This is a genomic window from Aminivibrio sp. (genome assembly GCF_016756745.1).
Classification (GTDB): Bacteria; Synergistota; Synergistia; order Synergistales; family Aminobacteriaceae; genus Aminivibrio.
The window spans coordinates 1-25,896 of record NZ_JAESIH010000063.1 but is presented as its reverse complement, the minus strand read 5'-3'; the positions used below and the strand labels follow the sequence as shown (position 1 = coordinate 25,896).

Sequence of the window (25,896 nt, the reverse complement as noted above, 5' to 3'; positions counted from 1 at the left end):
CCCAGCGAAGGGAGGATCTCGGGGTTGGTCCTCAGAATGACAACAAAGGCGAGATTCTTCGGGCTTCGCCCTCAGAATGACAACAAAGGCGAGATCCTTCGGCCAAAAAGCCGGCCTCAGGATGACAGAACAGACGCCCTCCTGAGCGATAGCGATCGCGGAAGGACCTGGTTCTTGTCATCCTGAGCGAAGCGATCGCGGAAGGACCTGATTCTTGTCATCCTGAGCGAAGCGAAGGATCTCGGGCTTCGCCCTCAGAATGACAACAAAGGCAAGATCCTTCGGCCAAGAAAGCCGGCCTCAGGATGACAAACCGCTTTTGTCATCCTGAGCGATAGCGATCGCAGAAGGCCCTGGTTCTTGTCATCCTGAGCGAAGCGAAGGATCTCGGTCCTGGTCTTTCGTCCCGAGCCCAGCGAGGGGAGGATCTCGGGGTTGGCCCTTCGCCCCTCAAGACCGAGATTCTTCGGGCTTCGCCCTCAGAATGACAACAAGAATGGCAACAAGAATGGCAACAAGAATGACAACAAGAATGACAACAAGAATGGCAACAAGAATGACAACAAGAATGACAACAAGAATGACAACAAGGGGGAGGATCTCGCTTTCGATTCCGGGCTCCCCAAGGGCAAGGTTCTTCTTACCCTGCGCTCGTTAAACCTAAATCCGCAGGTTTTTCAGGCAGAGGGAGTGTCGCCGGGCACAGCGCCCGGGCCGAGAAACCGACACGGATGTCGGTTTCAGGTGCAGTTGTCAAGGACGACAATCTGCACCGGCGGCCCAAGCGAGCACTGGTGACACTCCCCGCTGCCTGCGGATTTAGGTTAAACAGCGCGTCTTGCCTTCTATATGATATTCGTGGTAGAGTGCTTTGGGAAAGATCCAGGCGGCGCGTTTTTTTCGTCCTTCTGGACTGGTTTTCGCAGCCGTTCCGGATAAAGGCGCCTTCTTTTTTCTCTTTGCACTTGTGTTTTTTCGGGGGCGGTGGGTATAATGTCGAGGAACGGAAGATTTTTTCTTCTTCTGATGTCTTGTGTTATTATTTTGCTGCTTGTTTTTTCTTTTTGGGCTGTGCGTTCGAACAAGGCCGCCGGAGCTTTCGAGATCCACAACGTTCTTATGTGCGACGAAGTGGACGACCGGATGCAGCCTCTCGGCGCGGGATCGGTGTTCAGCTACGGCACCAGGCAGTTGTGCCTCTGGTTCGATTATTCCCGGGCTTCCGGCGGTGACGTGGTTCGGGTGCGCTGGTACTACCGGGGGCGGCCGATTCATTCCGAAGTGCTCAGGCTGACGCCTGGCGACGGGGCCAAGGCTTATTGTCTTCTTCTCGAGGACGGCTCCCCTCTTCCCAAGGGTTCGTATTCTATTCGTATTTCAATGTATGACAGGGTTTTTTCGGATCTGCCCTTTGTAATTTCCGAGTGAGCTTTGCCGCTATTCATTTTGCCGCGTTCCGGTCTTTCCGGGCACAGGTTGCCGGACTCCGGAACGGTGGGTTCAGGAAGGGGATGCTTTTTTTCGTGTTTTCAAATCTTTTCATTTCCCGCGCAGTGTTCCAGAGTCCTCCGGGGCCGGGGAACCGGTAATTCAGATCATGTCCGACACCATACTCGAAAACGGATTGAACGGGCAGGAAGCGGATTCGGTCGAACAGGACCTTCCGGCGGTCGCCTCCGGACAGGAGACGGAAACCGAAGCGACGCTCAAGCCCGCCCCGAAACCGAGGTTTACCTTCGGGCACCTTGCCGCCCTCCTGAACCCCGAGCTTCGAAAAATAGCGAAAGAGCTCGGCCTTTCAGGTTTTTCATCCCTCCGCAAGGACGACCTCATCATTGCCATCCTCAAGGCCCAGGCCGAGGAGCTGAATTACAGGTTCGGCGGGGGAACCCTCGAGATCCTTCAGGAAGGGTACGGTTTCCTGAGGCCGAAGGGGTTGCTTCCCAGCGACCATGACGTGTACGTGTCCGCCTCCCAGATCCGCCGGTTCGGTCTTCGGAACGGCGACGTCATCTGGGGCCTGGTCCGCCCTCCGAGGGATTCCGAGCATTACGAGGCCCTGCTGCGGGTGGAGATGGTCAATTTCTCCGACCCCGAGGCGGCGAGGCGGAGGCCCCACTTCAGCGCCATCACCCCCATTTTTCCTGACGAGAAACTGTCCCTGGAGACCGATCCCAAGGAGATTTCCACCCGCCTCGTGGACCTTTTCGCTCCCATAGGAAAGGGGCAGAGGGCGTTGCTCGTGTCGCCCCCCAAGGCGGGAAAGACCACCCTGCTGAAGAAGATTGCCAACGCCGTCACGGTGAACTACCCGGACATCATCCTCATGGTCCTGCTCATCGACGAGCGGCCCGAAGAGGTGACGGACATGTCCCGCTCTGTGGACGGCGAGATCATCGCCTCCACCTTCGATCGTCCCGCCGACGAGCACCTCCGGGTGGCCGGCCTCGCCCTCGAGAAGGCGAAGCGCCTCGTGGAGGTGGGGAAGGACGTGGTCCTTCTCCTCGACTCCATCACCCGTCTCGCCCGGGCGTCGAACCTCGTGGTTCCTCCTTCGGGGAGGACCCTGTCGGGAGGCATGGACCCGGCGGCCCTCTATTTCCCCAAACGCTTTTTCGGCGCTGCCAGGAACATAGAGGAGGGCGGCAGTCTGACCATCATCGGCACCGCTCTCGTTGACACGGGCAGCCGCATGGACGAGGTGATCTACGAGGAATTCAAGGGTACGGGCAACATGGAGCTCCACCTTTCCCGGAAGCTCTCGGAGCAGCGCATCTTTCCCGCCATCGACATCACGAAGTCGGGAACACGGAGAGAGGATCTTCTCCTCGGAGAGGACGAACTGAGCCGCGTGTGGCTTCTCCGGAGGCGCATCATGAACGTGGACGAATCAGGGGCGCTCTCCCTGATCATCGATAAACTGAAACAGTCGGGCACCAACAGGGATTTCCTGCTGACCATAAAGAAGTCGTAAGACGGAGCCGGAATTGACCTCAAAAATTGAAATGCAGAGGAGGTTGAGGAGATGAAGAAAAAAAGAACTTCTCCTTCATCCTATGGAGTCCGCGGAGGTCGTCCGAAGGGTACTTCCCATTCAAGGGGCGGTTCCGGCGGACAGAGAACAGGGCGTTTCGGTTTTATGCTTGTTATTTTATGCATGGTCGGCGCCGCGGTCCTTCTCGCCGTGGGGGCGGGAAACAGGACGGCGGGGGTGGCCTGGGGCGGTCTCTCCGATTCCGACGGCCCGGAGGAGTATGTTCTTCCTTCTTCGGGATTCATCGTGGTGGATATGTCCGGCGTGTACCTTGCCGATGACGGTCGGGAGCTGAGTCACCGCTCCCTGAACCCCAGCGGCCCGTCCGGGGAGAATCGGCCGGCGGAAGCGGCCGCGCGGGAGTGGAGCTTCCCCGACAGGGTCGTGGTCAGCGCAGGAGGCGACGGCGTTTCCGGCTCTCTGTCCGCCAATTCCGGTTTCTCCCGTCTTTCCGGTTTTCGCCTGAAGATGCCGGAACAGCTTCCCGTGTGGGGAGAAGCCTTCGGGCTGTCCGCCGAATCTCTTTCCAACACGGGGATGTCCCGGCTTTCGGGGTTCCGTATCCCGTTGCCGGAAAACCTGCCTGTGGAGTGTCCTCTCTTCGGAACCGGCGGGGCGGACATGGCGAATTCGGGTGAGTTCCGCCTTGGAGCCTTCGCGGTGAGCGCTGCCGCGTCGGAAGCGGCTGCGGCAGGGGAGGTTCCCCCTGACCTTGGAAGCCCGATGCCCGGCAAGATGGAGTCGGACTACGATTCCGTGGTGCTCAGCACCGCTTCGGACGGCAGCAACCTTCCGGCCGAGGAAGACCCGGAGCTGGCGGCGGAAGAGGAGGAAGTGGTGCTCACCGAGGTGAAGCCCCTCTGGAAGGAACATATCGTGAAGGCCGGGGAGACCATGTCCGACATCGCCGTGTTCTACGGCGTTCCCATGAGCGACATCGTGAAGGCCAACGATCTGAAAGACCCCAACAGGCTGTCCGAGAAGCAGCTTCTTCTCATCCCCGACAGCGGCGATGCGGTCGATGCCGTTCTGGAAGAAGTGATGACCAGGAAGGCGCGCGTTCTGGCCGCCCAGGAGAAGGTCGTTCCGGTGAAGGTTACCGCCTACGTGGTGGCCCAGGGTGACAGCCTGTGGTCCATCGCCAACTCGCAGAACCTCGAGATCGACACCCTCTTCGGATGCAACGATCTGAAGAATCCCGACCTTTTGAAGCCCGGGGTGACCCTGCGGATCCCGAACCAGGACGGCATTTTCTATACTATAAAGAAGGGCGACACCCTGGAGAAAATAGCGAAGAGCTACGGTATTCCCGTGGACAGGATCAGGAAGGGCAATGAAGCCGAATCCCTGAATTCCCTGCGGGAAGGCCGCGAAGTGTTCCTGCCGGGCGCCCGGCCTGAAGTCACCGATTCATCCCCGGCCGCGAAGGGCGGGAATGCGAAAAAATCCGCCAGGAGCGGTGTTTCATCCTCATCCTCCAGGAGCTACCGCTGGCCCGTGGCGGGAAAGATCAGCAGCCCCTTCGGATGGAGGCGCCACCCGGTGACCCGCAGAAGGGACTTCCACACGGGTATCGACGTGAGGGCCCCCAGGGGCAGGGCGATCAAGGCGGCGAAGGGCGGCCGGGTGGAATACGCCGGCTGGATGGGCGGATACGGCAGGGTAGTGGTTATCAGGCACAACGACGGATATTCCACTCTCTATGCCCACTGCAACTCCCTGTCGGTGCGCAACCGCCAGTCCGTGTCCCAGGGGCAGACCATCGCGTCGGTGGGAACCTCGGGAAGGACAACCGGACCCCATCTTCACTTCGAGATCCGGCGGGGAAAGAGCCCCATGAACCCCTTGAAGCTGTTAAGGTAAGCAATAGTGACCATGACATTCCGTGACAATTTCATTATTCTGGACCGGGGAAATTCCCTGGTCCATGTTTTTTTGATGCTGTCTGCCGAAAATTTCTTTATCGTGGAGGATGGAGGAAATGTCGAAGTATGTTTTTGTCACCGGCGGGGTTGTTTCTTCGTTGGGGAAGGGAATTACCGCCGCATCCCTCGGGGTGCTTCTGAAAAAGCGGGGGTTCAGGGTCTCCATTATCAAGCTTGACCCCTATCTGAACGTGGATGCGGGAACCATGAACCCCTTCCAGCACGGGGAGGTGTTCGTGACCGACGACGGCGCCGAGACCGACCTGGACCTGGGCCACTACGAGCGGTTCATCGACGAGTCCCTCAGCGCGGACAACAACGTGACCACGGGAAAAATCTACTCTTCCGTCATTTCCAGGGAGCGGAGGGGCGATTATCTCGGCGGAACGGTTCAGGTCATCCCCCACATCACCAACGAGATCCAGGAAAGGATCCTCCGGGCAGGTGAAGGCCGGGACGTGGTGATCGCCGAGATCGGCGGCACCGTGGGCGATATCGAGGGGCAGCCCTTCCTCGAGGCCATCCGCCAGATGGCCACCAGGGTGGGGCGGGAAAACGTGGTCTACTGCCACGTTACTTTGGTGCCCTGGCTCGAGGCCGCCCGGGAACTGAAGACAAAGCCCACACAGCACAGCGTGCAGGAGCTCCGCCGCATCGGTATTCTGCCCCAGGTCCTGGTTTGCCGGTCCCATTACCCCATCGAGGACGAGATGAGGGACAAGATGGCCCTGTTCTGCAACGTTCCTCCGGAAGCGGTGATCCAGGCTTTGGACGAGCCCACCATTTACAAGGTTCCCCTGAGCCTGTTCGAGCAGAAGTTCGACACCCTTGTCCTCAAGTACCTCTCCATGGAATCTCCCCGGGAGCCCGATCTGGCCGACTGGCGGAGGGTGGTGGACGGATTCTGCGCCCCCTCCGGCGAAGTGGAGGTCGTCATGGTGGGAAAATACATCAACCACAAGGACGCTTATCTGAGCGTCACCGAGGCGCTCTACCATGCCGGCATCCACCACGACGTCAGGGTGAAGATCCGGTCGGTGGAGGCGGAGGAAATCGAGGAGCAGGGAGCGGAAGCCATTTTGTCCGGCGCCTGCGGGATTATCGTTCCGGGAGGGTTCGGTTCCCGGGGTATTGAGGGAAAGATCGCCGCTGCAAGGTACGCCAGGGAGAAGAAAATCCCTTACTTCGGCCTGTGCCTGGGCATGCAGGTGGCAGTGGTTGAGTTCGCCCGCCACGTGTGCGGCATTCCGGGAGCGAATAGTTCGGAAATCGATCCCGGGTGCACCAGCCCTGTGATACACTTGATGGAGGATCAGGCCCACGTGGAGGACAAGGGAGGGACCATGCGCCTCGGCGTGTATCCCTGCGACCTTGTTCCCGGCACAAAAACCGCAAATGCCTACGGTGGGGCGGACCAGGTGCTCGAGAGGCACCGCCACAGGTACGAGTTCAACAATGACTACCGGAGCCGTCTCGAGGAGAAGGGAATGAGAATCGCGGGCATCTATGCGAAGAAAAACCTTGTGGAGATCGTGGAGCTTCCGGACCATCCGTGGTTCGTGGGCGTCCAGTTCCATCCGGAGTTCCGGTCCCGCCCGGTGAAGCCTCACCCGCTTTTTATGGGCTTCATCGGCGCGGCGGTGCAGCTTGTAGATTCCATACCAGGGAGGGAATAGGCATGAAAAAAACGCTTCTCGGTCTTGTGCTCGCACTTTTTGCGGTGTGTGCCGCCGGTGGTGGGGCATATGCGGAAGAGCAGCAGTCTACGGTATTCATCATGGGCAGGGTTGAGCGCCTTCTATACGGAAGCGAACGGACCGGAGGCCTTATCGAGCGGCTGAACAGCGTGGAAAAGGAAATGTTCGGCCGGGAGCTTCCCGGAAGCATTTCCGAGCGGCAGAATGCTCTCCTGAACTTTATCGAAAAAGGAGCTCCCGAACAGCCCTCTTTGCTGTTCAAGCTCGGGGTGGCCGAGTGGGCCTTGGGGCAGAGGATAAACTCTCTTTCTCCAGCGGTCAGCAGGGTGGAAGCCCTGGAAGTGCATCTGGAAGGAACGCCCCAGGTGGACCGGCCGGTGTCCATGCGCCTGGAGAGGATTCTCGGCATTCTGCTGTCCGACACCGTTACCATGCAGGACATCGAAGTTCCCGCCGGAATGGTGGTCAGGGGAGCCCTGAGCAGGCCCCTTTCTCCAAAGACGGCGAAGAAAGACGACGTGGTGGACCTTACCCTCGAGAACGATCTCACCGTGGGGACGAGCCTTGTGGCCCCCCGGGGGAGCAGGATGCAGGCCACGGTCACCGAAGTGACCAAGCCCCGGAGTTTCGGCCGGCCGTCGGAGGTCAAGATCTCCGTGGAGAAGCTCTTTCCCCTCGGTCCTGAAGAGATCTTCCTGACGGTGGGAGAAAACGCCAAGAAGGCCACGGAAGCCGAGTCCGCCCAGATGGCCGCCGCCGGAACCAGCGTGGTGGGCGCCATCCTCCTCGGGCCCATCGGCCTCGCGGGCGGGTTCCTCGTCCGGGGCGACCTCAAGGAAATTCCCGAGGGAACGGTGGTTTTCGCGGAGACCGCCGATATCGTCAGGGTATCGGCCTACCCGGTGCCCCAGGGGCTTCAGGGAATGCTGAAGAAAGAAGAACCTGTACCTGAGGAGAAGAAAGAACCGGATTCAAAGTAGGGAGGTAGGAAAATGAGTGCGCTGAGAAAGAAATTTCTTGCCCTGATCCTGGCGTCCGCCCTCGCCCTGGGCGGGACAGCCTGGGCCTTCGATCTGGGGGACCTCGTCGGTGTCGTGGGCGGCGGGTTCGTCGTCTCCGCCATAGCTGGGCCCATCAATGACTTCATCAACACCATCACCCTGAACAAGGGGGCGAAGATGGAGGGGCACACCAAGGTCGTTCCCATCGTTTCCATCGGATCGGGCACCCATATCGGCGCGGCCCAGGTGGCCGGGCCCCGGGGCGACGCCATCAACGGCACCAAGGCCGTGGCCCAGATCGAGGCCACGTTCCAGGACCGGCTTAGGGTGAAAATCCTCGTACCCATCGACTCGGAGAACCCCATCCAGAGATTCAGGCGGGTCCAGGGCGTGGGGGTTTCGGCCATTATTGACCTGCGGCTTTAGGAGGCAGTTTCTTCCGTGGCATTTTCAGGCATAGCAAGAATCAGGAAAAGGCTCCTTTCCCTTCTGGCGGTACTGCTGCTTTCCGCCGTACCTGCGGCGGGAAGCGAGGCCATCATGGAGGCCACGGAAATCCTCGAGCGATGGACGTCCTTTCACTGGGGGCGGGACTGCCTGGTGTGGGTAGTCCATTACCCGGAGGAACTCGTTGGCCCGTGGGTCGAGTCCGAGGCTGCCCGGAGCGGAATGTCCGAAGAGGAAAAGGAAGAGTACCGGAGGGCTTTTGTCTCCGAGCTCCGGATTGCCGACACGGAACCTTTCCTTGTCACCATCTACGCCTTCGGCCCCCGTCCCCTGGATTTCGGTGGATTTGCGTCGGCCGTCCGTCTTGTGAACAAAAACGGGGAAAAAGTGACCCCCCTGAGCTACGAAGGGAAATTCGACCAGCCCGTGAGCGGGATCGTCCAAGGTCTGGTGTTCTTTCCGAAGCAGCCGGACAAGGAGTTCGCCGTCGCCATGAGGCGCCTCGGCATCGTGGAGGAACAGCTCTTCACCTTCCGGGGGGATGCGGCTGGAACCACCCCCGTGGCTGCCGCGCCGGAGACGGCGGAGAAGGAAGTGGTGGTCGTCGAGCTTCCTCCCGCGCCCCGGAAGGACCAGCCGAAGCCGAAACCCGCGAAGGAACCCGAGCCGCCGCAGGCCCTGCCCCCTCCTCCGGCACCTGCCCTGCCCATGGAGCTTGCGGAGCTGAAACCCCAGCCCGCGCCCGAGCCCCTCAGGCCCGAGCCGGCGGAGGAACCGAAAAAGAATGTTATTTTCATCAGCCGGGACAAGACGCTGGAGCTCTTCATAGGCCACTGGATAGAGGGCAATACGGAGGCCATGTACGGGCTTCTCTCGTCGGCGACGAAGACCTTGCTGAACGAGGAGGAATTCCGCAGGCAGGTTGCCTCCACGGGGCTGCGGGTATCCCTCCGGGACGGGTACAAGGTTCAGTGGCTGGACGGCGACCGGGCCAAGGTGGTAACCGCCCAGAAGATGCTGGTGTTCCGGACCTTGCGGAGCAAAACGCTGTCCTTGGTCAAAGAGGACAAAATCTGGAAAGTGACGTGGTAAAATCGTGTCGGATATGCCGGTGACAGAAAAAAGCCGCTGGGGGAAAAGGACCCTTATCCTTCTGCTGGTTCTCGGCATTGGGGGATATTTCGCCTTTCAGGTCATACGGGATGCCGCCCTGGACCTGAGCGAGGGACGGATACCCGCGGGAATACCCGACTCCATTCTCGAGAACATCACCATCGACCGGGAAGTGAACGGTGACCTCTGGAAAGCGAACGTCGGAAAGGTCGAACGGGGAAAGGACTGGGCGAACCTCTTTTCCATCGACGTGGAAGTTGTGCGGGGAAACGGCCGGGTCTGGACCCTGAAGGCGCCCAAGGGGCGGTACTTTGAAAAGAACATGCGGGCCGACATAACCGAGCCGAAGGGCACCATGACGGACGGTACGGTTCTTTTTCACTACAGGGCCCCCTTGGCGGAATGGGAACAGAAGTCCAACAAAGTGGTCTTTCCCGAGGGCTTTGAGGCCTCCGGAGACCTCGGGCTGTTCGAGGCAGGGCACATGACGCTCATTCCCGGCGGAATTATGGAAGCCGACAAGGGAGCCACAGTGAAATGGTTCGACCAGGGGGAGAAAAATCGATGAAACGAGGCTTTATAATCTTTTTTCTGTTCGCGGCCGTTTTCTTTGCCTGTGCCTTTCCTGACGTGGTCGGGGCTGAGCCGAAGGGCGACATCACCCTCGACGCCGACCGAGTCATCTTCGACCAGGCCGGCGGAATGGCCGAGGCGGAAGGGAAGGTGCGCCTCAGGCAGGACAACGTCAGGATTTTCTCCCACCGCATGGAGTATGATACGGTGAAGCAGTTTGCCGTGGCCACGTCCAGGCCGGGAGAAGTGGTGACGCTGCTGTACGGGGCCAACCGCTTCACCGGCAAGACGCTGGAATACGACCTGAATGCCGGGGAGGGTGTCCTCACCGACGCTACAGGAGACCTCCCCGCCGGGACACAGGGGGGCACTGTCTATATCAGGGGAAAAAACCTCGAAGTGGTTCCCCTGAACTCGGCCCTGGAAAAGAACTGGATAAAGAAGCGCCACACCCGCCGGGTCAAGGACGAGGACCAGCAGGTGGCGAAATGGACCGACGCGTCCATGACCACCTGTCCCCTGCCGAAGACCCACTACCGGCTCATGACCAAGCGGCTGGTGGTTATCCCCGGCGTACGGGTCATCGCGAAGAATCCCCGGGTCTACATCGCAGAGAAGTTTCTCTTCTCGTACCCTTTCGACTACGTGGTGCCTCTCCACGGAGAGAAAGACTATCTGCTGGGAATATTCATTCCGAGCGTTGTGTACGACTCCGACAAGGGCGTCGGCTACGCTCTCACGGGCCCCTATGCCTGGGATACCGGCGAAGTGACCATGGCCTTCCGCTACTGGAGCGACATCGACCTGGAGGCCCGTGCCGGCCTGAGGCAGCGTTTCGGCAGGAATTTTTCGGTGTTTGCCGACATGGACTACTCCTGGGAGAAACTCGATGAGGACGAGGGCGGGAAGAGCATCGCCGAGAAGAAGCACAGGCCGTCCTGGGGTTTTGATTACTTCCGGCAGGGATGGACCGCCAAAGTCCTCTGGTCCCAGAGGGAGAACCTGGACATCGAGAAGCGGAACCAGGAGATCAACGGCGTCCAGCAGACGAGGAACTACCGGAACGTGCTCCACAGGGAACCGGAAATCACCGTAACGAGCCCCTGGTTTACGTTGGGGGGGCTGAAAGATTTTTCCTGGAGGATCACGGGGCTGTGGGGCGAGTACGAGACATCCAGGACCCGCCCCGGAGAAGCCCGGTCGGGCTCCCGGTCCGTTTGGGACATCCAGGCCCAGTATATTGTGAAGACCGGGGACATCCGGCCCTTCTGGCGGGGACAGTACCGGAAATTTTCCTATTCGGGCTTCGACAACCTCACCGACAGCCTCCAGGATCACCAGGAGACCACGGGCATGTGGCTCGGATTCCGGACGCGGCTCGGCATGTTCGACTTCGCCAATGCGTGGCACATCCAGAATGTCACCGGCCGCTCCCCCCTGGGATGGGACAGGGCCGGAGACAGCGAAGTCTTTTATACTGAACTGGGTTTTCCAGCGGGGCGGGACGTGTACCTTTCGGCCATGTCCACCTACGACATCAAAACCGACAACGTGAGCGAAGTGGCCTATCGCCTGATCCTGGACCACGACTGCAGCCGGTGGGAGTTCATCTTTCGGGATGACCAACTTGCGCAGAACGACGACTGGATGACCCTGCGGTTCATGGTGAAAGCCTTCCCCGAGACGCCGCTGGCCTTCGGCGACAAAAAGCTCTCGAACCCCTTCCCCGACCAGGGCGAATTCAAGGGGAAAAAGCCTGAAGGAGTACCGTCCCGCAGACCCATCATGGAGGACGACTGGGGCGACGACGGCCTGACCTACAGGTCCGACCCCACGCAGCTGAAAGAGACAGGGGAAAACCCTGTCCCTTCAACCGGCGCCGGTTCGGAAGAGGCTTCAGGCGAGGACGGAAATATCCTTGATCCGTAGGTGCCTCACGCCCCGGGGGACCTTGACGTGCACCTCGTCGCCCACCTTCTTGTTCAGAAGGGCCTGTCCGACGGGACTTGACGAGGATATCTTGTTCGCCTTCGGGTCCGACTCTTCGGAACCTACGATAGTGTAGGAGAATTCGGCGGAGTTGTTGATGTCCTGGATGGTGACCGTAGTCCCGAGGGTTACGCTGCTGTTGTCGATGGTGGAGGAGTCGAGGATCTTTGCTTTGCTGAGCTGGAATTCGAGGTAGGATATGCGCGTCTCGAGTTTTGCCTGCTCTTCTTTCGCCGCGGCGTATTCTGCGTTCTCGCTGAGGTCCCCGAAGGACCTGGCCTCTTCGAGCTGGCGGGATATTTCCGCTCGTACCGTACTTCGGAGCTCAACGAGCTCCGCCATGAGCTTCTCGTATCCCTTCCGGGTCATGGTGGAGGGGCTGTCGCTGGTGTTATTGCTCAAACTTTCTACCTCCCGGTAACGTCCTCTGAGCGAGGCAAGGTTCATATTACGTTTGATATGGAATTCTAACAAAGAATTTTCGGTTCGGCAATACGGAGGGAGAGATTCCTCCTTCCCGCCGGAACGAAAAACGGAGAAAGGTAAGGTGTACCAATGGTGAGAGATTCACGAAACCGAAAGAAAAAAAGCACCCCCCGGACGATGGACGGGAAACTGAGGTATATCCCCCTGGGCGGCCTGGGGGAAGTGGGAAAAAACATGTACGCTCTCGAGTACGGGGACTCCATCCTCGTGGTCGACTGCGGGCTCATGTTCCCCGACGACGAGATGTTCGGCATCGACTTTGTCATACCCGACATCGCCTACCTTGAAGAGAGAAAAGAGAAGATTGTCGGAATCGTCATCACCCACGGTCACGAGGACCATATCGGCGGCCTGCCTTTCATCCTGCCGAAGATTCCGTCCCCTCTCTACGGGACGAAACTCACCCTGGGCATGGTGGGGAACAAACTCTCCGAATGGGCCCCCGCCTTTACACCCGACTACCGGGAAATCCGGGCCGGCGAACGGGTGGAGATGGGCCCCTTCTCCGTGAGGTTCATCGCCGTGTGCCACTCGGTCCCCGACGGCGTGGGGCTTGCCATAGAAACCCCCGTGGGCACCGTGCTCCATACCGGAGACTTCAAACTTGACCCCACACCCATCGACGGCAGGCTGACCGATTACGCCGCCTTCTCCGAGGAAGGCCGGAAGGGCGTCCTCCTTATGCTTTCAGATTCCACCAACGTGGAACGGCCGGGGTTCACCCAGTCGGAGCATACCCTTTCGGGCACCCTCGACAGGCTTTTACGGCAGCACCGCTCGAGGCGCATCGTCATTTCGGCCTTTGCCAGCAACCTGCACCGGGTACAGCAGGTGGTGGACGCAGCAGCCCGGTTCAACCGGAAGGTCGTCCTGGTGGGGAGGAGCATGGTGAAGAACGTGGATCTTGCCCGGGAACTGGGCTACCTTCACGCCGACGACAAGACCATGGTGAGCATCGAGGATATCGGGAAAGTCTCTCCGGGGTCGCTGGTGGTCATGACCACGGGAAGCCAGGGAGAGCCCTTTTCCGGCCTGGTCCTCATGAGCCGGGGAGAACACCGGGTGATCACTCTCACGGAGAAGGACGTGGTGGCCATCTTCGCCACCCCCATCCCGGGAAATGAAAAGATGGTGAGCAGCACCATCAACAGGCTGTTCGCCTGCGGCTGCGAAGTGGTCTACGAAAAGGAGCAGGCCATCCACGTTTCGGGCCACGCCGCCCAGGACGAGCTCCGGGTGATGCTGAACATGGTACGGCCCCAGTTCTTCGTTCCCGTCCACGGAGAGTACCGTCACCTCGTCCGCCATGCCAAGCTCGCCCGGGAGATGGGGGTGGCTCCAAAGAACGCTTTTGTCCTGCTGAACGGCGATGTGCTGACCCTTGAAAAGGACAAGGCCGTCGTGAAGGACCGGGTCCAGGCAGGGGGCATCATGGTGGACGGCATCGCCTTGGGCGAGATGCAGGGGAGCGTGCTGAAGGAACGGAGGGAGCTTGCCGAAGAGGGGACCGTGGCCGTCTCCCTCATCCTCACCCCGGAGGGCGCCCTCGCATCGCCACCCGTCTTCGAAAGCCGGGGATTCCTTCACCTGGAGGATGCTGCGAAACTGCGGGAAGACCTCACCGTCTCGGTGGAGAAGGCCGTGGAATCCCTCGGAGCGAAGGCGGTTTCCGACCGGGATCTCCTCGAAACGCGGATAAAGGGCAGAATGCGGGACGCTCTCCGGCGGTTCGGCAGAGGGCGGCCGGTGATCCTTCCCCTTGTCACCGTTCTCGGTGAAAAACCGGCGGCCGAGCGGCCCAGGACGTCCTCCCAGGGCAGGGGACGGAGGAGGAAAAGCTGATGGAAGCCCTCCCTGCCGTTTTCCTGGGGCTGGTCCAGGGAGTGACGGAATTTCTCCCAGTGAGCAGCTCCGGGCATCTTGCCCTGATGCAGCAGCTTTTCGGCATCGGGAAGGCGGCTCTCTCCTACGACCTTCTCCTTCACTTCGCCACCATGCTCGCCACCCTGGTCTTCTTCGGGAAGGACGTCGTCCTTCTGCTGAGCCGGTGGTGCCGGGGCTTCCTGTCCGCCGGAAACAGAACGGAGGAGGGATGGGCCTTCGGCTGGGCCGTCATTGCAGGAACGGTGGTCACCGGGGCAATAGGTTTGTCGCTGAAGCCTCTTGTGGAGAGGGCCATGACCCTCCCCTGGGCCGTGGGAACGGGACTCTTGGTTACAGCCGCCGTCCTCTGGTACGGATCGTCCCTCACCACCGACCTCTGCGGCCGGCCCGTGACCCCCGCCCGGGGGCTCGTCGTGGGCCTCGTGCAGGGCATTGCGGTCCTTCCGGGCATTTCCCGGTCAGGGTCCACCATCGTCGCCGGCATGAAGACGGGACTGTCCGCCCCGTCGGCCTTCCGTTTTTCTTTCCTTCTCTCCCTGCCCGCCATTTTCGGGGCAACCCTGCTGGAGATGAAGGATCTCCTCGAGGTTCCGGACTGGCCCTCCACCCTCCCCTCAGGCTGGGCGGCCGGAGCCGCTGCGGCCTTTTTCTCCGGCCTCGTCTCCCTGGCGGTGCTCCGAAGGCTGGTCACCCGGGGAAAATGGCGTCCTTTCGCCGTCTACTGCGCCCTCATAGGCCTCCTGGCCCTGGCGCTCTCACCGGGGAGGTAACGGCATGGCCGCCTCGTCTTCCGGAAGATGGTGGGTCATCATCGCCTCCCTTGTCCTTGGGTCCCTTCTCGGGGTGTATCTCCAGAGGTTTGCCTTGACCGAGCCCTATTTCAGGGATATTCTTTCAGCCGGATTCAACGTGTCGGAGGTTAACCTTGCCTTTGCGGACTTCGGGTTCCGTTTTTTCCTGAGGTGCAACCTCGGGACCCTCGTCGGAGGCGTCTTCGGACTATGGGCCGCCCGCTGGAGCTGATCCTCGCCTCGGGGAGCCCGAGGCGAAGAGAGCTGCTCTCCTCTCTCGGGTGGACCTTCTCCGTGCTGGTCCCCTCCGTGGACGAGTCTCTTATCCCCGGCGAAAGCCCGGAGAAAGCGGTGAAGCGCCTCTCCCGGGAAAAGGCGGAGTCTGTCGCGAAAGAGTGCCCCGGAAGGTGGGTCGTGGCTGCGGACACGGTGGTGGCTCTCGGGGACAGGATCCTGGGAAAACCGTCCAGCAGGGAGGAAGCCCTGGAGATGCTTACCCTGCTGAACGGAAGGACCCATTCGGTCTTCACGGGCGTTACGGTGGTTTCTCCCTGGGGAACGGAAACCGCCGCCGAGAGGACCGATGTGGTCTTCCGGGAGCTTCCCGAAGACGCCCTTCCAGTCTACGCGGAAAGCGGCGAGGGAGACGACAAGGCAGGCGCCTACGCCATCCAGGGAATCGGTTCCCTCCTCGTGGATTCCATCCGGGGGGATTATTTCAACGTGGTGGGCCTGCCCCTGTGCAGGCTCAGCAGAATGCTTGAATGCCTCGGCTTTTCATTGGCCGATCAATGGAGGAAAACGCCATGAAGAAGAAAATATTCCCTCCCGAAGGAGCCCGGGTCAACCTGGGGCTCTGCGTCGTAATCATCCTGTTCCTCCTCTCCGCTGTCGCCCTGTTTCCCCGCATGGGAGCCGAGCGGGCATCCCGGAGCGCGGGAATAATCCTTGATTTCCGGGACGTGGCCTCCCTGGCGGCGTCCTCCGGAAGGGGGACGGAAGAGGCATGGAGTGAAATGGCCCGCCGGGGCGCCACGGGGCTCATGGTCTCCGAGCTGACGGGCGCCCGGCTGTCCCTCGGCGTCCTGCCCCTCTATTACGGGCCCGCTTCCGGGCTGCCCGACGGGGCGAGGAAGGCCCTTGCCGCCCCTCTTTCCTCTACGTCCCTCTTTTTCCCGAAGACCTTCTCCGCCGGCCGGAAGGCCCTGCCCTACCTGGCGGCCCGCTTCCCCGGGATGCGCACGGCGCAAGCCGACGGAGGGACGGCAGTCCTTCTTCCCCGGACTATGGAGGATCTGCTCCAGACCGGTATTCTTCCCGACATGGACGGCCTCCTTCTGGCTGAAAGGCTTCAGATTCCCGTATTTTACCGGGTCGGCCCCGCTCTTCCCGGGGACACGGTCCCGTCGGTTGCCGCCCTCGACAGGATTCTCGCCGATTTTCCGTCCATCCGCACTCTCGCCCCCGCGGGTGAGACGGCCCTCGGCTTTCCCGACCTGCGCCCCCTCGCCGGAGCGGTACGGAAAGCGGGCCGGTCAGTGGCGGTGGTTGAGTTTTCACGGCAGCTCGGTGCCTCCCAGCTCAACCGGCTTGCCTTCCCCTCCCTGCTCCCCCTTCACAGCGTGACCCACGAGGAACTCCTGAGCCGGAACATCTCCCGGTCGGCCCTGTTAGAACGGCTTCTCCGGGCAGTTAAGGAACGGTCCGTACGGCTGCTCGTCTTCCGTCCCTCCGCCATGGAATCTTCCGCCGACCCGTACGGCACCTTCCTCGGCGAGCTTGGTGACCTCGCGGCGGGACTTTCGGCTCACGGTATCGCCGTCACCTGGCCCGAACCCTTCTCGCCCTGGAGGACGGGAATAATCGGCGCGGCTGCCCTGGCCCTTGCCTTTGTCTACTCCCTCCTGCGGTATCTCCAAAGGTTTTTCCTTTTCTCCGGCGATGACGCCCGGGAGCGGTCAGGCAGAGTATCGGGGAAAGGAGCCCTTCTTCTCGGTGGTGTCGTCCTCGTGACGGCCGTCGCCGTCCGTTTCGTTCCCCCGGCGGCCAAGATCATCGGGGCCCTGGCAGCGGTGTTCGTGGTCACCGAGGCGTCCTTCCTCGCCCTTGACGGCTGGCGGCGTCCCTGGGCAGGGCTGGTGGGGAGCTTCCTGTTCGCCGCGGCGGGGGGACTGGCCATCGCCGCCTTCTTCAGCGAGCCCGTCTACATGCTCCGCCTCAGGGCCTTCTCCGGCGTCAAGGCCACCCTCTTTCTTCCGCCGCTGCTGGTGCTTCTCGCCGATCTCAGGCGCAGAGAACATCCCGAGTCCCTGGGAGAGATCTTCCGCCGGCCGCCTCTCTGGGGGGAGCTCTTCCTCATCGGCATTCTCCTGGCGGGAACGGGGCTGGTTCTCTTCCGCAGCGACAACGTCCAGTTCGTGCCCGCCTTCGAGGTCCGCATGAGGGAGTTTCTCGAGCGCGTCCTCGTGGCCCGGCCGAGGAGCAAGGAGATCTTCCTCGGGTACCCCGCGTTGCTGTTCTGGTACTACGTCCGCAAGGCCGATCTTTGGCCCCGGTACAGGGAAGTGCTCCGCATGGCCACCGTTCTCGGCTTTTCGTCGGCGGTGAACAGCTTCTGCCATTTCCATACGCCCCTCTATTTCATTCTCTTCAGGCAATTTAACGGATTGTGGACCGGGGTTCTCGTGGGTATGATTGGAATCGTTCTTCTCCGGTTCGTGGTTCTTCCCCTCTGGGAGAAGTACGGGAGGATGGTGACCGAGTGATCCGGCGCTACCGCGCTGTGCTTTGCGGCTACTACGGGTTCGGCAACCTGGGGGACGAGCTTCTTGCCTCGGCCCTCGTGGAGGCGTTCGAAAAAAACGGGGTTCCGAGGGAGGAGCTGGCCATACTCTCCGCCTCTCCTGCGGATTCGGAACGGTCCCTCTCCATCCGGGCCGTGAACCGGTGGAAGACGTCCGAAGTTTTCCGGCTTCTCCGGGAGAGCGACACCCTGCTTCTCGGGGGCGGGGGACTCTTCCAGGACGTCACCAGCGTACGGTCGTCCGCCTATTACTGGGGGGTGATCCGCCTCGCATCCCTTGCGGGCGCCTTGCCCTGGGCCGCAGGCCAGTCGGTGGGCCCGTTCCGCACCCTCTTCGGGATGTTCTTCGCCCGGAATGCCTTGGGGAAATGCGTCGCCAGAAGCGTCCGGGACGAACGGTCCGGTGCCCTGCTGAACTCCTGGGGGCAGAGGGCCTCCAGGTCGCCCGACCCGGTGTTTCTGTTGTGGCAGCAGTCCTCATGCAGGGAACGGAGGGAGGGCCATTTTCTGGTGAACATCCGGCCCTGGGGAGGGAGCTTTCCCATCCGCACGGTGACGTCTGCCGCCAGAATGGCCGCCGAGAGAAAGCTCCCGGTCATCGGCGTGGCCCTTTCCGGGGAAGACGTCGTCCTGATGGAGCGGCTTGCCGGAAGCCGGATTTTTCGGCCCCGGAGGATTGTCCTGCTGTCGGCGGCGAACTGGCGCACCGAGTCGGAACAGCTTTTCTGCAACGCCGCGGGTGCGGTGTCCATGCGGTATCATTTCGCCCTTCTCGCCCTCCTCTCCGGCGTTCCTTTGACCCTCTCGGCCTATGATCCGAAGGTGGAGGAGTTTGCCGCCGAATGGAAACTTCCCGTGTGGAAGGGTGAGGGGCGGCTTCCATACCCGGCCGTGTCGCCGGAACAGGAGAAGACCGCCTACCGGGCGGAGCTCTTCCTCGAAGAATTCAGCCGGATGTGGAACGAAGTCCGGCGGCTTGCGCACAGAAAGGGGACTGGTCGTTCATGACCCCGGAAAGGGATATTCTGGCTGAACGCGCTCTAGCGGTCCGGAGGGACGTGGTCCGTATGATCGGCGTCGCCCGGTCGGGCCACTTGGCTTCTTCGCTCTCCATCGTGGATCTTCTCGTCTGGCTGTACTGGGAGGTGCTCTCCCTGCGGGCGGACGAGCCGTCCTGGGAGGGCAGGGACCGCTTCGTCCTCGGGAAGGGACACGGTTGCCCGGCCCTGTACGCCGTCCTGGCCAACAAGAGTTTCTTCCCCCGGGAAGAACTGTGGAGTTACCGCCGCCTCGGCGCCATGCTCCAGGGATTTCCAGAAATCCGCAGGACCCCCGGCGTGGACGCCCCCGGCGGGTCCCTCGGCCAGGGGCTCGGCCTCGCCAACGGCCTCGCCCTCGCCTTGAGGGACCGGACTCCGGCTCCGTCAGTTTACTGCCTTGTGGGTGACGGGGAACTCCAGGAGGGCGTCTTCTGGGAGTCGGCCATGACCTCCGCCCACTTTTCTCTGGACAACCTGCTGCTCCTTGTGGACAGGAACGGGCGGCAGATGGAGGGGGCCACGGAGGACATCATGTCCCTCGAACCCCTCCGGGAGAAGTTTCTTGCTTTCGGCTGGGCCGTGGAGGAGTGCGACGGTCATGACTTCGCCTCCATGAGGAATGTCCTTGGCCGCCTCGGATCCCGCCGGGGAAAGCCGGGGTGCATCGTGGCGAAAACTACGCTCGGAAAGGGCGTTTCCTTCCTTGAAAACGACCCTTCAGGAGGACGGATGGTCCTTGGGCGGGAATCCATGGACAAGGCCCTCAGGGAACTCGAAAAAGGAGGGGACTGACCGATGCCGACCCCTGAAAGAAGCACCAGGGACGCCTATGGGCAGGCACTGATAGATCTGGCCGCCGAAGACATTTCGGTGGTGGCCGTGGACGGCGACGTGGGGTCCGCCACCCGGGCGGCGAGGTTTTCCGTCCTGCATCCCGACAGGGTATTCAACGTGGGCATGGCGGAGCAGGACATGATCCTCACCGCTGCCGGGCTGGCCCTCGGCGGAAAGAACGTGTACGTGTCCTCCTACGCGTCCTTCCTCGTGGGGCGGGGATACGAGCAGATCCGGTCCTCCGTGGCCATTCCCGGCCTTCCCGTGAAGATCGTGGGCAGCCACTGCGGTGTCACCGTGGGGGAGGACGGCGCATCCCACCAGATGCTCGAGGACCTGGCCCTGATGAGGGCTTTCCCCGACATGACCGTTCTCGCTCCCGCCGACTATGTCTCCGCCCTCGGGCTGCTGAAAAACGCGGCGTCCTCCAGGGGGCCCGTGTACATCAGACTCGGCCGGGCTCCGGTCCCGGACGTCTACGCCGACGGGGATGAAGGGTTCGTTCCCGGAGGAGGAAGGGTGCTCCGGGAGGGTACGGGAGTGACGGTATGCTGTTGTGGTATCATGGTTTCCGAGGCGCTCAGGGCCGCGGAAGTGCTGGCGCGGCAGAACATCTGCGCCGAGGTGATCGACTGTTTCAGCGTATCCCCCCTCCCCGCCCGGATCATCCTCGACTCCGTCCACAGGACGGGATGCTGCGTCACCGCCGAGGAGCATTTTGCCCGGGGCGGCCTGGGCGAAGCGGTCGCCGCCCTGACGAGCAGCGCCTACCCCGTCCCGGTGAAGCAGGTGGCGGTATTCGACAAGTTCGGCCAGAGCGGTTCCCCGGCTGAACTGCAGGAGTATTACGGCCTGACGGCGTCCCAGATCGTGAGCGCCGCGGTGCAGGCATGGACCATGCGCAGGAGGTAATGAATGGATATTCGCCTGGCAGGTGTCACCAAGGTATTCGAACCCGACATCATCGCCCTCGAGGACATTTATCTCTCAATCGACAAGGGGGATTTCGTCTACCTTGTGGGGACCACAGGCTCGGGAAAGACCACCCTTCTCCGGCTCATCTCCCGGGAGTACCTTCCCACCAGGGGGCAGATCACCGTGGGGGACGTGAATCTGAGGAAGATCGGCCGCAGTCAGCTTCCATTCTACAGGAGGGACGTGGGGGTCGTCTTCCAGGACTACAAACTGCTGCCCAACCTGACGGTGTTCGAGAACGTTGCCTTCGTGCTGGAGGCCATGGGCATCCCCCCGAGAGTCGTCCAGAGCCGGGCCAACGAAGTGATCGACCAGGTGGGCCTGTGGAGACGGCGGTTCCTCAAGCCTCCCCAGCTTTCCGGGGGAGAACAGCAGCGGGTCGCCATCGCCAGGGCCATGGCGAACTCCCCGTCCGTCTTCCTTGCCGACGAGCCCACCGGAAACCTCGATCTCCGGACATCCGAAGAAATAATGCGCCTTCTCCTTTCCATCAACGCGGCGGGAACCACCGTTCTCGTGGCAACCCACGATCAGTACCTCGTCGACGCATACCGCCAGCGCCTCGTGGAGCTCCACAACGGGCGGCTCAAGCGCGACGAGAGGAGAGGGAGGTATTTCATTGATGGCGAGCTTTAAATACGCCCTGCGGGATACCTTCCGGCTCATCTGCCGCCACTGGGGGCTGAGCGTTCTCACCCTCATCACCGCGGCTTCGGTGCTGTACATCCTCGGCTTTACCGCCCTCTTCGCCCTGAACGTGCGCCACATGGTCTCCAGGATCGAGGGAGGTCTCGTGGTGCAGGTCTACATGAAAAAGGGCGAAAAAACCGATGACGTCTTCGCCAGGGTGAAGGCTAACCCCATGGTCACCAGCGTTCGGGCAATCTCTCCCGAGGAGGCCCTCGACAGGCTCCGGGCGAAACTGGGGAACCAGGCCAGGGCCGTGACCCTCTTGGGGGACAACCCCCTGCCGTGGAGCCTGGAGATCCAGGTCCGGCGGGCGGAGCACATTACGCCCCTCGTCCGGGATCTCATGGTCTTTCCCTCCGTGGAGGAAGTAATCTACTCCGGTAAACTGGTGGAGCGCCTTTCCACCATATCCAGGGCGTCCTCGGCGGTATCGGCCGCCATCCTCGTCCTGTCGGTGGTCATCAGCGCCCTGGTGATTTTCAACACCATCCGGATCGCCATCTATTCCAGGAAGGAAGAGATCGAGGTGATGCTCCTCATCGGGGCCACCAAGACCTACATCTCCCTTCCCTTCGTTTTCCAGGGAATGTTCCTCGGCGCCGGGGGGGCTCTGCTCGCCGTGGCGGGCCTTTGGGCCACCTATGCGTCGGCGGTGAACGCCGTGCGGTCGACCCTCGCGTTTCTTGATATAATTGTCAACAGGCAGGTGCTGCTCCAGTTCTTCTTCCTTCTTTTCGCCACGGGCGCGACCATGGGTTGGGTGTGCAGCTGGCTCGCCGTGAGCCGCTTTACGTCGAGGGCGCTTCGCCCTCGCTGACTCGGACGAAGGGAGCTGACCACAGTGATGAAGACCGAACGAACAGCCTGTTTCCTCCTTGTGATCGCCCTTTTTCTCGCCTCCCCGGCCCCCCTTTCCGGCGCCTCCGGTCTTGACAGCAGGATAGCCCAGGAAGAGGCCCGGATGAGAATCCTGGAAAAGCAGATCTCCGAGCACCAGAAACGGGCCAGGCAGATGGGGGAGAAGGAAAAGGGCGTGCTTACCCAGCTCAATTCCCTGGATCAGAAAAAGAAGGTGACCGAACAAAGGATACGGGTACTCGAACTGAAGCTTGAAAAAGTGAAAAACACCATCGCGAACCTCAGGGCGGAAATACGGCTGACCGAGCAGGAGCTCGCGGAGATGACGGACGTCTTTGAAAGCCGTCTCGTGGACATCTACAAGTACGGCGGTGTGGCGGAGTTCAACCTCCTTCTTTCCTCAACGACCGCCCACGAGGCCATGGAAATATCCTACCTGCTCAACCGCATCGCCCTCCAGGACCAGGCCATGATCAGCGAAATGCTCGAAAAGAAGGACCGCCTTCTCCAGGCGGCCGCCCAGATGGAGCAGCAGGAGAAGGAACTTGCCGTCAATGCCTCCCGTCTCGGCAAAGAGCGAAAGACCTTCCGGCAAGAGATCAACAAGAGCAACGCCTTTCTCGGCAAGGTGCGGCAGGAAAGGGCCCTCCACGAGCAGGCGGTGAAGGAACTCCGGCAGTCCCAGGAGGAAATCCGGCAGACCGTGACGGCCCTCATGAGGAAAAAGAGGGAAGAGGAGTCCAGGGACAAGGGACGGTCCGCCCAGTACACGTATCTTCCCTCGGGGGGGCAGCTTTCATGGCCCGTCCAGGGACAGATCACCAGCACCTTCGGCGCGAGGGTCCACCCTGTTTTCAAGACGAAGACGATGCACACGGGAATGGACATCCGGGCCCCCAGGGGAACCCCCGTACGGGCCGCCGGGCCGGGCGAGGTGCTTTTCGCGGGATGGCTGAGAGGGTATGGCCAGGTGATCATCATCGACCACGGCAACAACCTCTCCTCCGTTTACGCCCACCTCTCGAGCATGTCGGTCCGCGAGGGGGCGGCGGTCAGGAAGGGGCAGACCATAGGGGCAGTGGGAAGCACGGGAACGGCCACGGGGGCCCACCTTCATTTCGAGGTGCGCGTCGGGGGCGATGCCAGGGATCCCATGCGGTATCTGAGAAAATAGAAAAGGAGAAGGACAATGTCCGAACAGAAAACACACTTCAGAAAAAGAGTTCGGGACTGGCTCGGAGGCATCGTTCTCGGAGCGGCGGCAGCAAGTCTCATCGTTACGGCCACTGCGGCCGACTTCGGCGATTTCGAGCGGATCGCCCCATTCAACCCCCAGGCCATGTGGCTCATGAAACAGGCCCGGGCGATCATCGAGACCTACCAGGTGGATTCCGCCGAGAAGCCCGCCGATGAAGACAAGCTGCTCTATGGGGCCATCAAGGGAATGGTGCAGGCATGGGGAGACCCCTACACCCGTTTCGTGGATCCCGGCCAGCTCAAGGAAGAAGAGATCGAGATGGAAGGCGAGTACGGGGGGCTGGGGATTTACATCGGCCAGCGGGACGGAAAAACCCTCGTCATCAGTCCTATCGAGGACACCCCCGCCGACCGGGTGGGCCTCAAGCCCCAGGACCAGATCGTGAAGATAGAGGACGAGATCATCCTCGGCTGGGATTCCCAGCAGGTGGTGAAGCGCCTTCGCGGCAAGCCCGGCACCTCGGTCACCATCTGGGTCCGACGGGAAGGGGAGGAGGAACTCCTGAAATTCGAGATTGTCCGCGATAACATCAAGCTCATCTCCGTCCGTTCCGAAATGATAGACAAGGACCTGGGGTACGTGAAGATCACCCAGTTCAAGCAAAAAACCGCCCAGGAGGTACGGAGCGCCTTCAACACCCTTCTGAAGGAGGGGGCGAAGGGGTTCGTGCTGGACCTGCGGAACAACGGCGGCGGGCTCCTCAACGGGGCGGTGGAGGTTTGCGACATGTTCCTCAACGGCGGACTGGTGGTCGGAATGAAGGGGCGGGTCGACAGGGCCAACGAGAAAATTTACGCCAACCCGGGAACCCTCACGAACCTTCCGATGGTGGTGCTCATCAACGAAGGAAGCGCATCGGCCTCCGAGATCGTGGCGGGCGCCCTCTCCGACCGGGGGCGGGCCCTTTCAGTGGGCAAGAAGACCTTCGGCAAGGGGTCCGTGCAGACCCTGTTCAACCTTACCGACGGATCGGGGCTCTACGTCACCATCGCCCGGTATCACACCCCCTCGGGCAAGGTGATTGACCACGTGGGACTGGAGCCCGACGTGGAGGTCGACGGCGAGGTGACCCGGGAGAAGGACAAGGACGAGCAGCTCAAGCGCGCCATGGAAGAGCTCCGGAACATTATCTCCGGAAAAACCTCTCTGTCGGTCAAACTGCCGAAGGCGTCCTGAGGGCGGACGGCTGAACTTTGAAACACGGAAAAGACCTACGGGGTCTGGCGGTGGGGTTGTGTCTTCTCGCTGCCGGCGCCGGAATCCTGTATTTCGGGGCCGGCGGGGGGAAAACCCTGCCGGAGCCCGTGCCGGAAGAGGCGCCAGGTCCAGCTGTTTTCCCGGGTGAAAACGGAGACTATCCGGGCCGGGAAATGCCCGGCGGCGAAAAAGACGCCGCCCTGCCGTCAGGAGAGGAAAGGGCGGAGGACGGGCCCCGGAAGATTGGGCCGGGACCCTATGTTGCCGTTGTCATCGACGACTTCGGATTTTCGAAGGCCATCACGGACGGCTACCTTGAGCTTACCCTCCCGCTGACATGGTCCGTCATTCCCTTCCAGTCCCGCTCGCTTTATGCCGCCCAGCGGGCGGAACAAGCAGGGATTCCCTACATGATCCACATGCCCATGGGCGCCGGGGGAGACAAAAAATGGGATGAAAAGACAGGGGTCATCGACTCGGGCATGTCCGACGAAACGGTCGCCCTGCTTCTTCGAAGAGCCATGGCTTCCCTCCCGGGAGCTCTCGGTATGAACAACCACAGGGGATCCAGGGCGACACGGGATGAAAAACTCATGGAAACAGTCATGACCGAGCTTGCATCCACCTCCCTCTTCTTTCTCGACAGCAGGACATCTTCCACCTCGGTAGCGTATAATACAGCTCGGGCCAAGGGCATACCCGCCGCCTTCTGTTCCATTTTCATCGACCACGAACCGTCGGAGGAATTCATGGAAGAGCAGTTCCAGCGGGGACTGGCCCTCGCAGGGAAAAAAGGATGGGTGGTCATGATCGGTCATACACGGCAGGGGACGCTTGATTTTCTGAAGAAAATGAGCGATTCCCCTCCCGAAGAAGTGACCTTCGTCACCATGCCGGATCTGATGCACATCCTGTGGGACCGAAGCGACATGTCGTCCCGGGGGGCGTCATTCCGGAAGAACGGTATTCAATGCAGGCCGCCGAAACAGGGCGGCCGATGAGGAGGATTTTTCGTGAAGGGTCGGGTTGAGGTCATCATCGGCGCCCAGTGGGGCGATGAAGGAAAAGGAAGGGTCGTGGACGCCCTTGGGTCGAGGGTGGACATCTTTGCCAGGTACCAGGGAGGCGCCAACGCAGGGCACACGGTGATCGTGGAAGGGAAAAAATACGTCTTCCATCTCCTGCCCTCTGGAATGCTCTATCCCTGCAAGATATGCGTCATAGGCAACGGGGTGGTCATCGATCCCGAACAGCTTCTCAACGAACTGAGAGAACTCCAGGACCGGGGGAAGGACCGGGCG

General features: G+C 61.3%; 24 protein-coding genes. 23 read left to right on the top strand and 1 reads right to left on the bottom strand.

The window, feature by feature from the left end; all coding sequences use genetic code 11:
• Positions 1-993 precede the first annotated feature (993 nt).
• From JMJ95_RS10930 to JMJ95_RS10890, 9 genes are all read left to right on the top strand, one after another.
• Entirely contained in the window at positions 994-1,428 is a 435-nt protein-coding gene (locus JMJ95_RS10930) for a hypothetical protein (protein ID WP_290685262.1), read from the top strand.
• A 169-nt stretch (positions 1,429-1,597) separates the two neighbouring features.
• Entirely contained in the window at positions 1,598-2,974 is a 1,377-nt protein-coding gene (gene rho / locus JMJ95_RS10925; protein WP_290685260.1) for a transcription termination factor Rho, read from the top strand.
• 51 nt (positions 2,975-3,025) lie between these two features.
• The gene (locus JMJ95_RS10920) at positions 3,026-4,897 is read left to right on the top strand and encodes a LysM peptidoglycan-binding domain-containing M23 family metallopeptidase (protein WP_290685259.1); all 1,872 of its coding nucleotides are present in this window, start codon (positions 3,026-3,028) and stop codon (positions 4,895-4,897) included.
• Positions 4,898-5,015: 118 nt separating this feature from the next.
• Positions 5,016-6,635 (top strand): CTP synthase, encoded by a 1,620-nt coding sequence (locus JMJ95_RS10915; RefSeq protein WP_290685257.1) that lies wholly within the window; start codon positions 5,016-5,018, stop codon positions 6,633-6,635.
• Positions 6,636-6,637: 2 nt separating this feature from the next.
• Positions 6,638-7,636, top strand: coding sequence for a hypothetical protein (locus JMJ95_RS10910; RefSeq protein WP_290685255.1), 999 nt, complete (start codon positions 6,638-6,640; stop codon positions 7,634-7,636).
• 12 nt (positions 7,637-7,648) lie between these two features.
• Entirely contained in the window at positions 7,649-8,083 is a 435-nt protein-coding gene (locus JMJ95_RS10905; protein WP_290685253.1) for a hypothetical protein, read from the top strand.
• Between the two features lie 15 nt (positions 8,084-8,098).
• Positions 8,099-9,196, top strand: coding sequence for a hypothetical protein (locus tag JMJ95_RS10900; RefSeq protein WP_290685251.1), 1,098 nt, complete (start codon positions 8,099-8,101; stop codon positions 9,194-9,196).
• A 19-nt stretch (positions 9,197-9,215) separates the two neighbouring features.
• Positions 9,216-9,785, top strand: coding sequence for a hypothetical protein (locus JMJ95_RS10895; protein WP_290685250.1), 570 nt, complete (start codon positions 9,216-9,218; stop codon positions 9,783-9,785).
• Positions 9,782-11,719 carry a hypothetical protein gene (locus tag JMJ95_RS10890; protein ID WP_290685248.1) on the top strand — a complete coding sequence of 646 codons (1,938 nt, stop codon included), beginning with the start codon at positions 9,782-9,784 and terminating at the stop codon, positions 11,717-11,719. The genes JMJ95_RS10895 and JMJ95_RS10890 overlap by 4 nt, the downstream gene beginning before the upstream one ends.
• On the opposite strand, the gene greA is transcribed toward JMJ95_RS10890, so the two are convergent.
• A complete protein-coding gene (gene greA / locus JMJ95_RS10885) occupies positions 11,687-12,148 on the bottom strand; it encodes a transcription elongation factor GreA (RefSeq protein ID WP_290685263.1) in 462 nt (153 codons plus the stop codon). The two genes, JMJ95_RS10890 and greA, sit on opposite strands and share 33 nt — an antisense overlap.
• Before the next feature lie 234 nt (positions 12,149-12,382).
• Between greA and JMJ95_RS10880 the strand changes: the two genes are divergently transcribed.
• From JMJ95_RS10880 to JMJ95_RS10815, 14 genes are all read left to right on the top strand, one after another.
• A complete protein-coding gene (locus tag JMJ95_RS10880; protein ID WP_290685247.1) occupies positions 12,383-14,107 on the top strand; it encodes a ribonuclease J in 1,725 nt (574 codons plus the stop codon).
• On the top strand, positions 14,107-14,919 hold the full coding sequence (locus JMJ95_RS10875; protein ID WP_290685246.1) for an undecaprenyl-diphosphate phosphatase: 813 nt from the start codon (positions 14,107-14,109) through the stop codon (positions 14,917-14,919). The genes JMJ95_RS10880 and JMJ95_RS10875 overlap by 1 nt, the downstream gene beginning before the upstream one ends.
• Before the next feature lie 4 nt (positions 14,920-14,923).
• A complete protein-coding gene (locus tag JMJ95_RS10870) occupies positions 14,924-15,172 on the top strand; it encodes a hypothetical protein (protein ID WP_290685244.1) in 249 nt (82 codons plus the stop codon).
• A complete protein-coding gene (locus tag JMJ95_RS10865) occupies positions 15,151-15,750 on the top strand; it encodes a nucleoside triphosphate pyrophosphatase (RefSeq protein WP_290685242.1) in 600 nt (199 codons plus the stop codon). The genes JMJ95_RS10870 and JMJ95_RS10865 overlap by 22 nt, the downstream gene beginning before the upstream one ends.
• Entirely contained in the window at positions 15,747-17,705 is a 1,959-nt protein-coding gene (locus JMJ95_RS10860; RefSeq protein WP_290685241.1) for a DUF5693 family protein, read from the top strand. The genes JMJ95_RS10865 and JMJ95_RS10860 overlap by 4 nt, the downstream gene beginning before the upstream one ends.
• On the top strand, positions 17,702-18,751 hold the full coding sequence (gene csaB, locus JMJ95_RS10855) for a polysaccharide pyruvyl transferase CsaB (protein ID WP_290685240.1): 1,050 nt from the start codon (positions 17,702-17,704) through the stop codon (positions 18,749-18,751). Before JMJ95_RS10860 ends, csaB begins: the two co-directional genes overlap by 4 nt.
• Entirely contained in the window at positions 18,748-19,575 is an 828-nt protein-coding gene (locus JMJ95_RS10850; protein ID WP_290685238.1) for a transketolase, read from the top strand. Before csaB ends, JMJ95_RS10850 begins: the two co-directional genes overlap by 4 nt.
• Before the next feature lie 3 nt (positions 19,576-19,578).
• On the top strand, positions 19,579-20,529 hold the full coding sequence (locus JMJ95_RS10845) for a transketolase C-terminal domain-containing protein (protein WP_290685236.1): 951 nt from the start codon (positions 19,579-19,581) through the stop codon (positions 20,527-20,529).
• A 3-nt stretch (positions 20,530-20,532) separates the two neighbouring features.
• Positions 20,533-21,228: a cell division ATP-binding protein FtsE gene (locus JMJ95_RS10840; RefSeq protein ID WP_290685234.1), complete on the top strand. Its 696-nt coding sequence runs from the start codon at positions 20,533-20,535 to the stop codon at positions 21,226-21,228.
• On the top strand, positions 21,215-22,099 hold the full coding sequence (locus JMJ95_RS10835) for a permease-like cell division protein FtsX (protein ID WP_290685233.1): 885 nt from the start codon (positions 21,215-21,217) through the stop codon (positions 22,097-22,099). The genes JMJ95_RS10840 and JMJ95_RS10835 overlap by 14 nt, the downstream gene beginning before the upstream one ends.
• Before the next feature lie 27 nt (positions 22,100-22,126).
• A complete protein-coding gene (locus JMJ95_RS10830) occupies positions 22,127-23,314 on the top strand; it encodes a murein hydrolase activator EnvC (RefSeq protein ID WP_290685231.1) in 1,188 nt (395 codons plus the stop codon).
• Positions 23,315-23,329: 15 nt separating this feature from the next.
• Positions 23,330-24,574 (top strand): S41 family peptidase, encoded by a 1,245-nt coding sequence (locus JMJ95_RS10825; RefSeq protein ID WP_290685230.1) that lies wholly within the window; start codon positions 23,330-23,332, stop codon positions 24,572-24,574.
• A 17-nt stretch (positions 24,575-24,591) separates the two neighbouring features.
• On the top strand, positions 24,592-25,596 hold the full coding sequence (locus tag JMJ95_RS10820; protein ID WP_290685229.1) for a divergent polysaccharide deacetylase family protein: 1,005 nt from the start codon (positions 24,592-24,594) through the stop codon (positions 25,594-25,596).
• A gap of 12 nt (positions 25,597-25,608) precedes the next feature.
• Positions 25,609-25,896, top strand: a 288-nt coding sequence (locus JMJ95_RS10815; protein WP_290685227.1) for an adenylosuccinate synthetase, incomplete at its 3' end; no start/stop codon positions are given.

What these genes read in the sequence shown, in the direction of transcription:
- JMJ95_RS10930 (WP_290685262.1), top strand. Translation starts at nt 994, where the DNA reads ATGTCGAGGAACGGAAGATTTTTTCTTCTTCTGATGTCTTGTGTTATT.
- rho (WP_290685260.1), top strand. Translation starts at nt 1,598, where the DNA reads ATGTCCGACACCATACTCGAAAACGGATTGAACGGGCAGGAAGCGGAT.
- JMJ95_RS10920 (WP_290685259.1), top strand. Translation starts at nt 3,026, where the DNA reads ATGAAGAAAAAAAGAACTTCTCCTTCATCCTATGGAGTCCGCGGAGGT.
- JMJ95_RS10915 (WP_290685257.1), top strand. Translation starts at nt 5,016, where the DNA reads ATGTCGAAGTATGTTTTTGTCACCGGCGGGGTTGTTTCTTCGTTGGGG.
- JMJ95_RS10910 (WP_290685255.1), top strand. Translation starts at nt 6,638, where the DNA reads ATGAAAAAAACGCTTCTCGGTCTTGTGCTCGCACTTTTTGCGGTGTGT.
- JMJ95_RS10905 (WP_290685253.1), top strand. Translation starts at nt 7,649, where the DNA reads ATGAGTGCGCTGAGAAAGAAATTTCTTGCCCTGATCCTGGCGTCCGCC.
- JMJ95_RS10890 (WP_290685248.1), top strand. Translation starts at nt 9,782, where the DNA reads ATGAAACGAGGCTTTATAATCTTTTTTCTGTTCGCGGCCGTTTTCTTT.
- greA (WP_290685263.1), bottom strand. Translation starts at nt 12,148, where the DNA reads ATGACCCGGAAGGGATACGAGAAGCTCATGGCGGAGCTCGTTGAGCTC.
- JMJ95_RS10880 (WP_290685247.1), top strand. Translation starts at nt 12,383, where the DNA reads ATGGACGGGAAACTGAGGTATATCCCCCTGGGCGGCCTGGGGGAAGTG.
- JMJ95_RS10875 (WP_290685246.1), top strand. Translation starts at nt 14,107, where the DNA reads ATGGAAGCCCTCCCTGCCGTTTTCCTGGGGCTGGTCCAGGGAGTGACG.
- JMJ95_RS10870 (WP_290685244.1), top strand. Translation starts at nt 14,924, where the DNA reads ATGGCCGCCTCGTCTTCCGGAAGATGGTGGGTCATCATCGCCTCCCTT.
- JMJ95_RS10865 (WP_290685242.1), top strand. Translation starts at nt 15,151, where the DNA reads ATGGGCCGCCCGCTGGAGCTGATCCTCGCCTCGGGGAGCCCGAGGCGA.
- JMJ95_RS10860 (WP_290685241.1), top strand. Translation starts at nt 15,747, where the DNA reads ATGAAGAAGAAAATATTCCCTCCCGAAGGAGCCCGGGTCAACCTGGGG.
- JMJ95_RS10850 (WP_290685238.1), top strand. Translation starts at nt 18,748, where the DNA reads ATGACCCCGGAAAGGGATATTCTGGCTGAACGCGCTCTAGCGGTCCGG.
- JMJ95_RS10845 (WP_290685236.1), top strand. Translation starts at nt 19,579, where the DNA reads ATGCCGACCCCTGAAAGAAGCACCAGGGACGCCTATGGGCAGGCACTG.
- JMJ95_RS10840 (WP_290685234.1), top strand. Translation starts at nt 20,533, where the DNA reads ATGGATATTCGCCTGGCAGGTGTCACCAAGGTATTCGAACCCGACATC.
- JMJ95_RS10835 (WP_290685233.1), top strand. Translation starts at nt 21,215, where the DNA reads ATGGCGAGCTTTAAATACGCCCTGCGGGATACCTTCCGGCTCATCTGC.
- JMJ95_RS10830 (WP_290685231.1), top strand. Translation starts at nt 22,127, where the DNA reads ATGAAGACCGAACGAACAGCCTGTTTCCTCCTTGTGATCGCCCTTTTT.
- JMJ95_RS10825 (WP_290685230.1), top strand. Translation starts at nt 23,330, where the DNA reads ATGTCCGAACAGAAAACACACTTCAGAAAAAGAGTTCGGGACTGGCTC.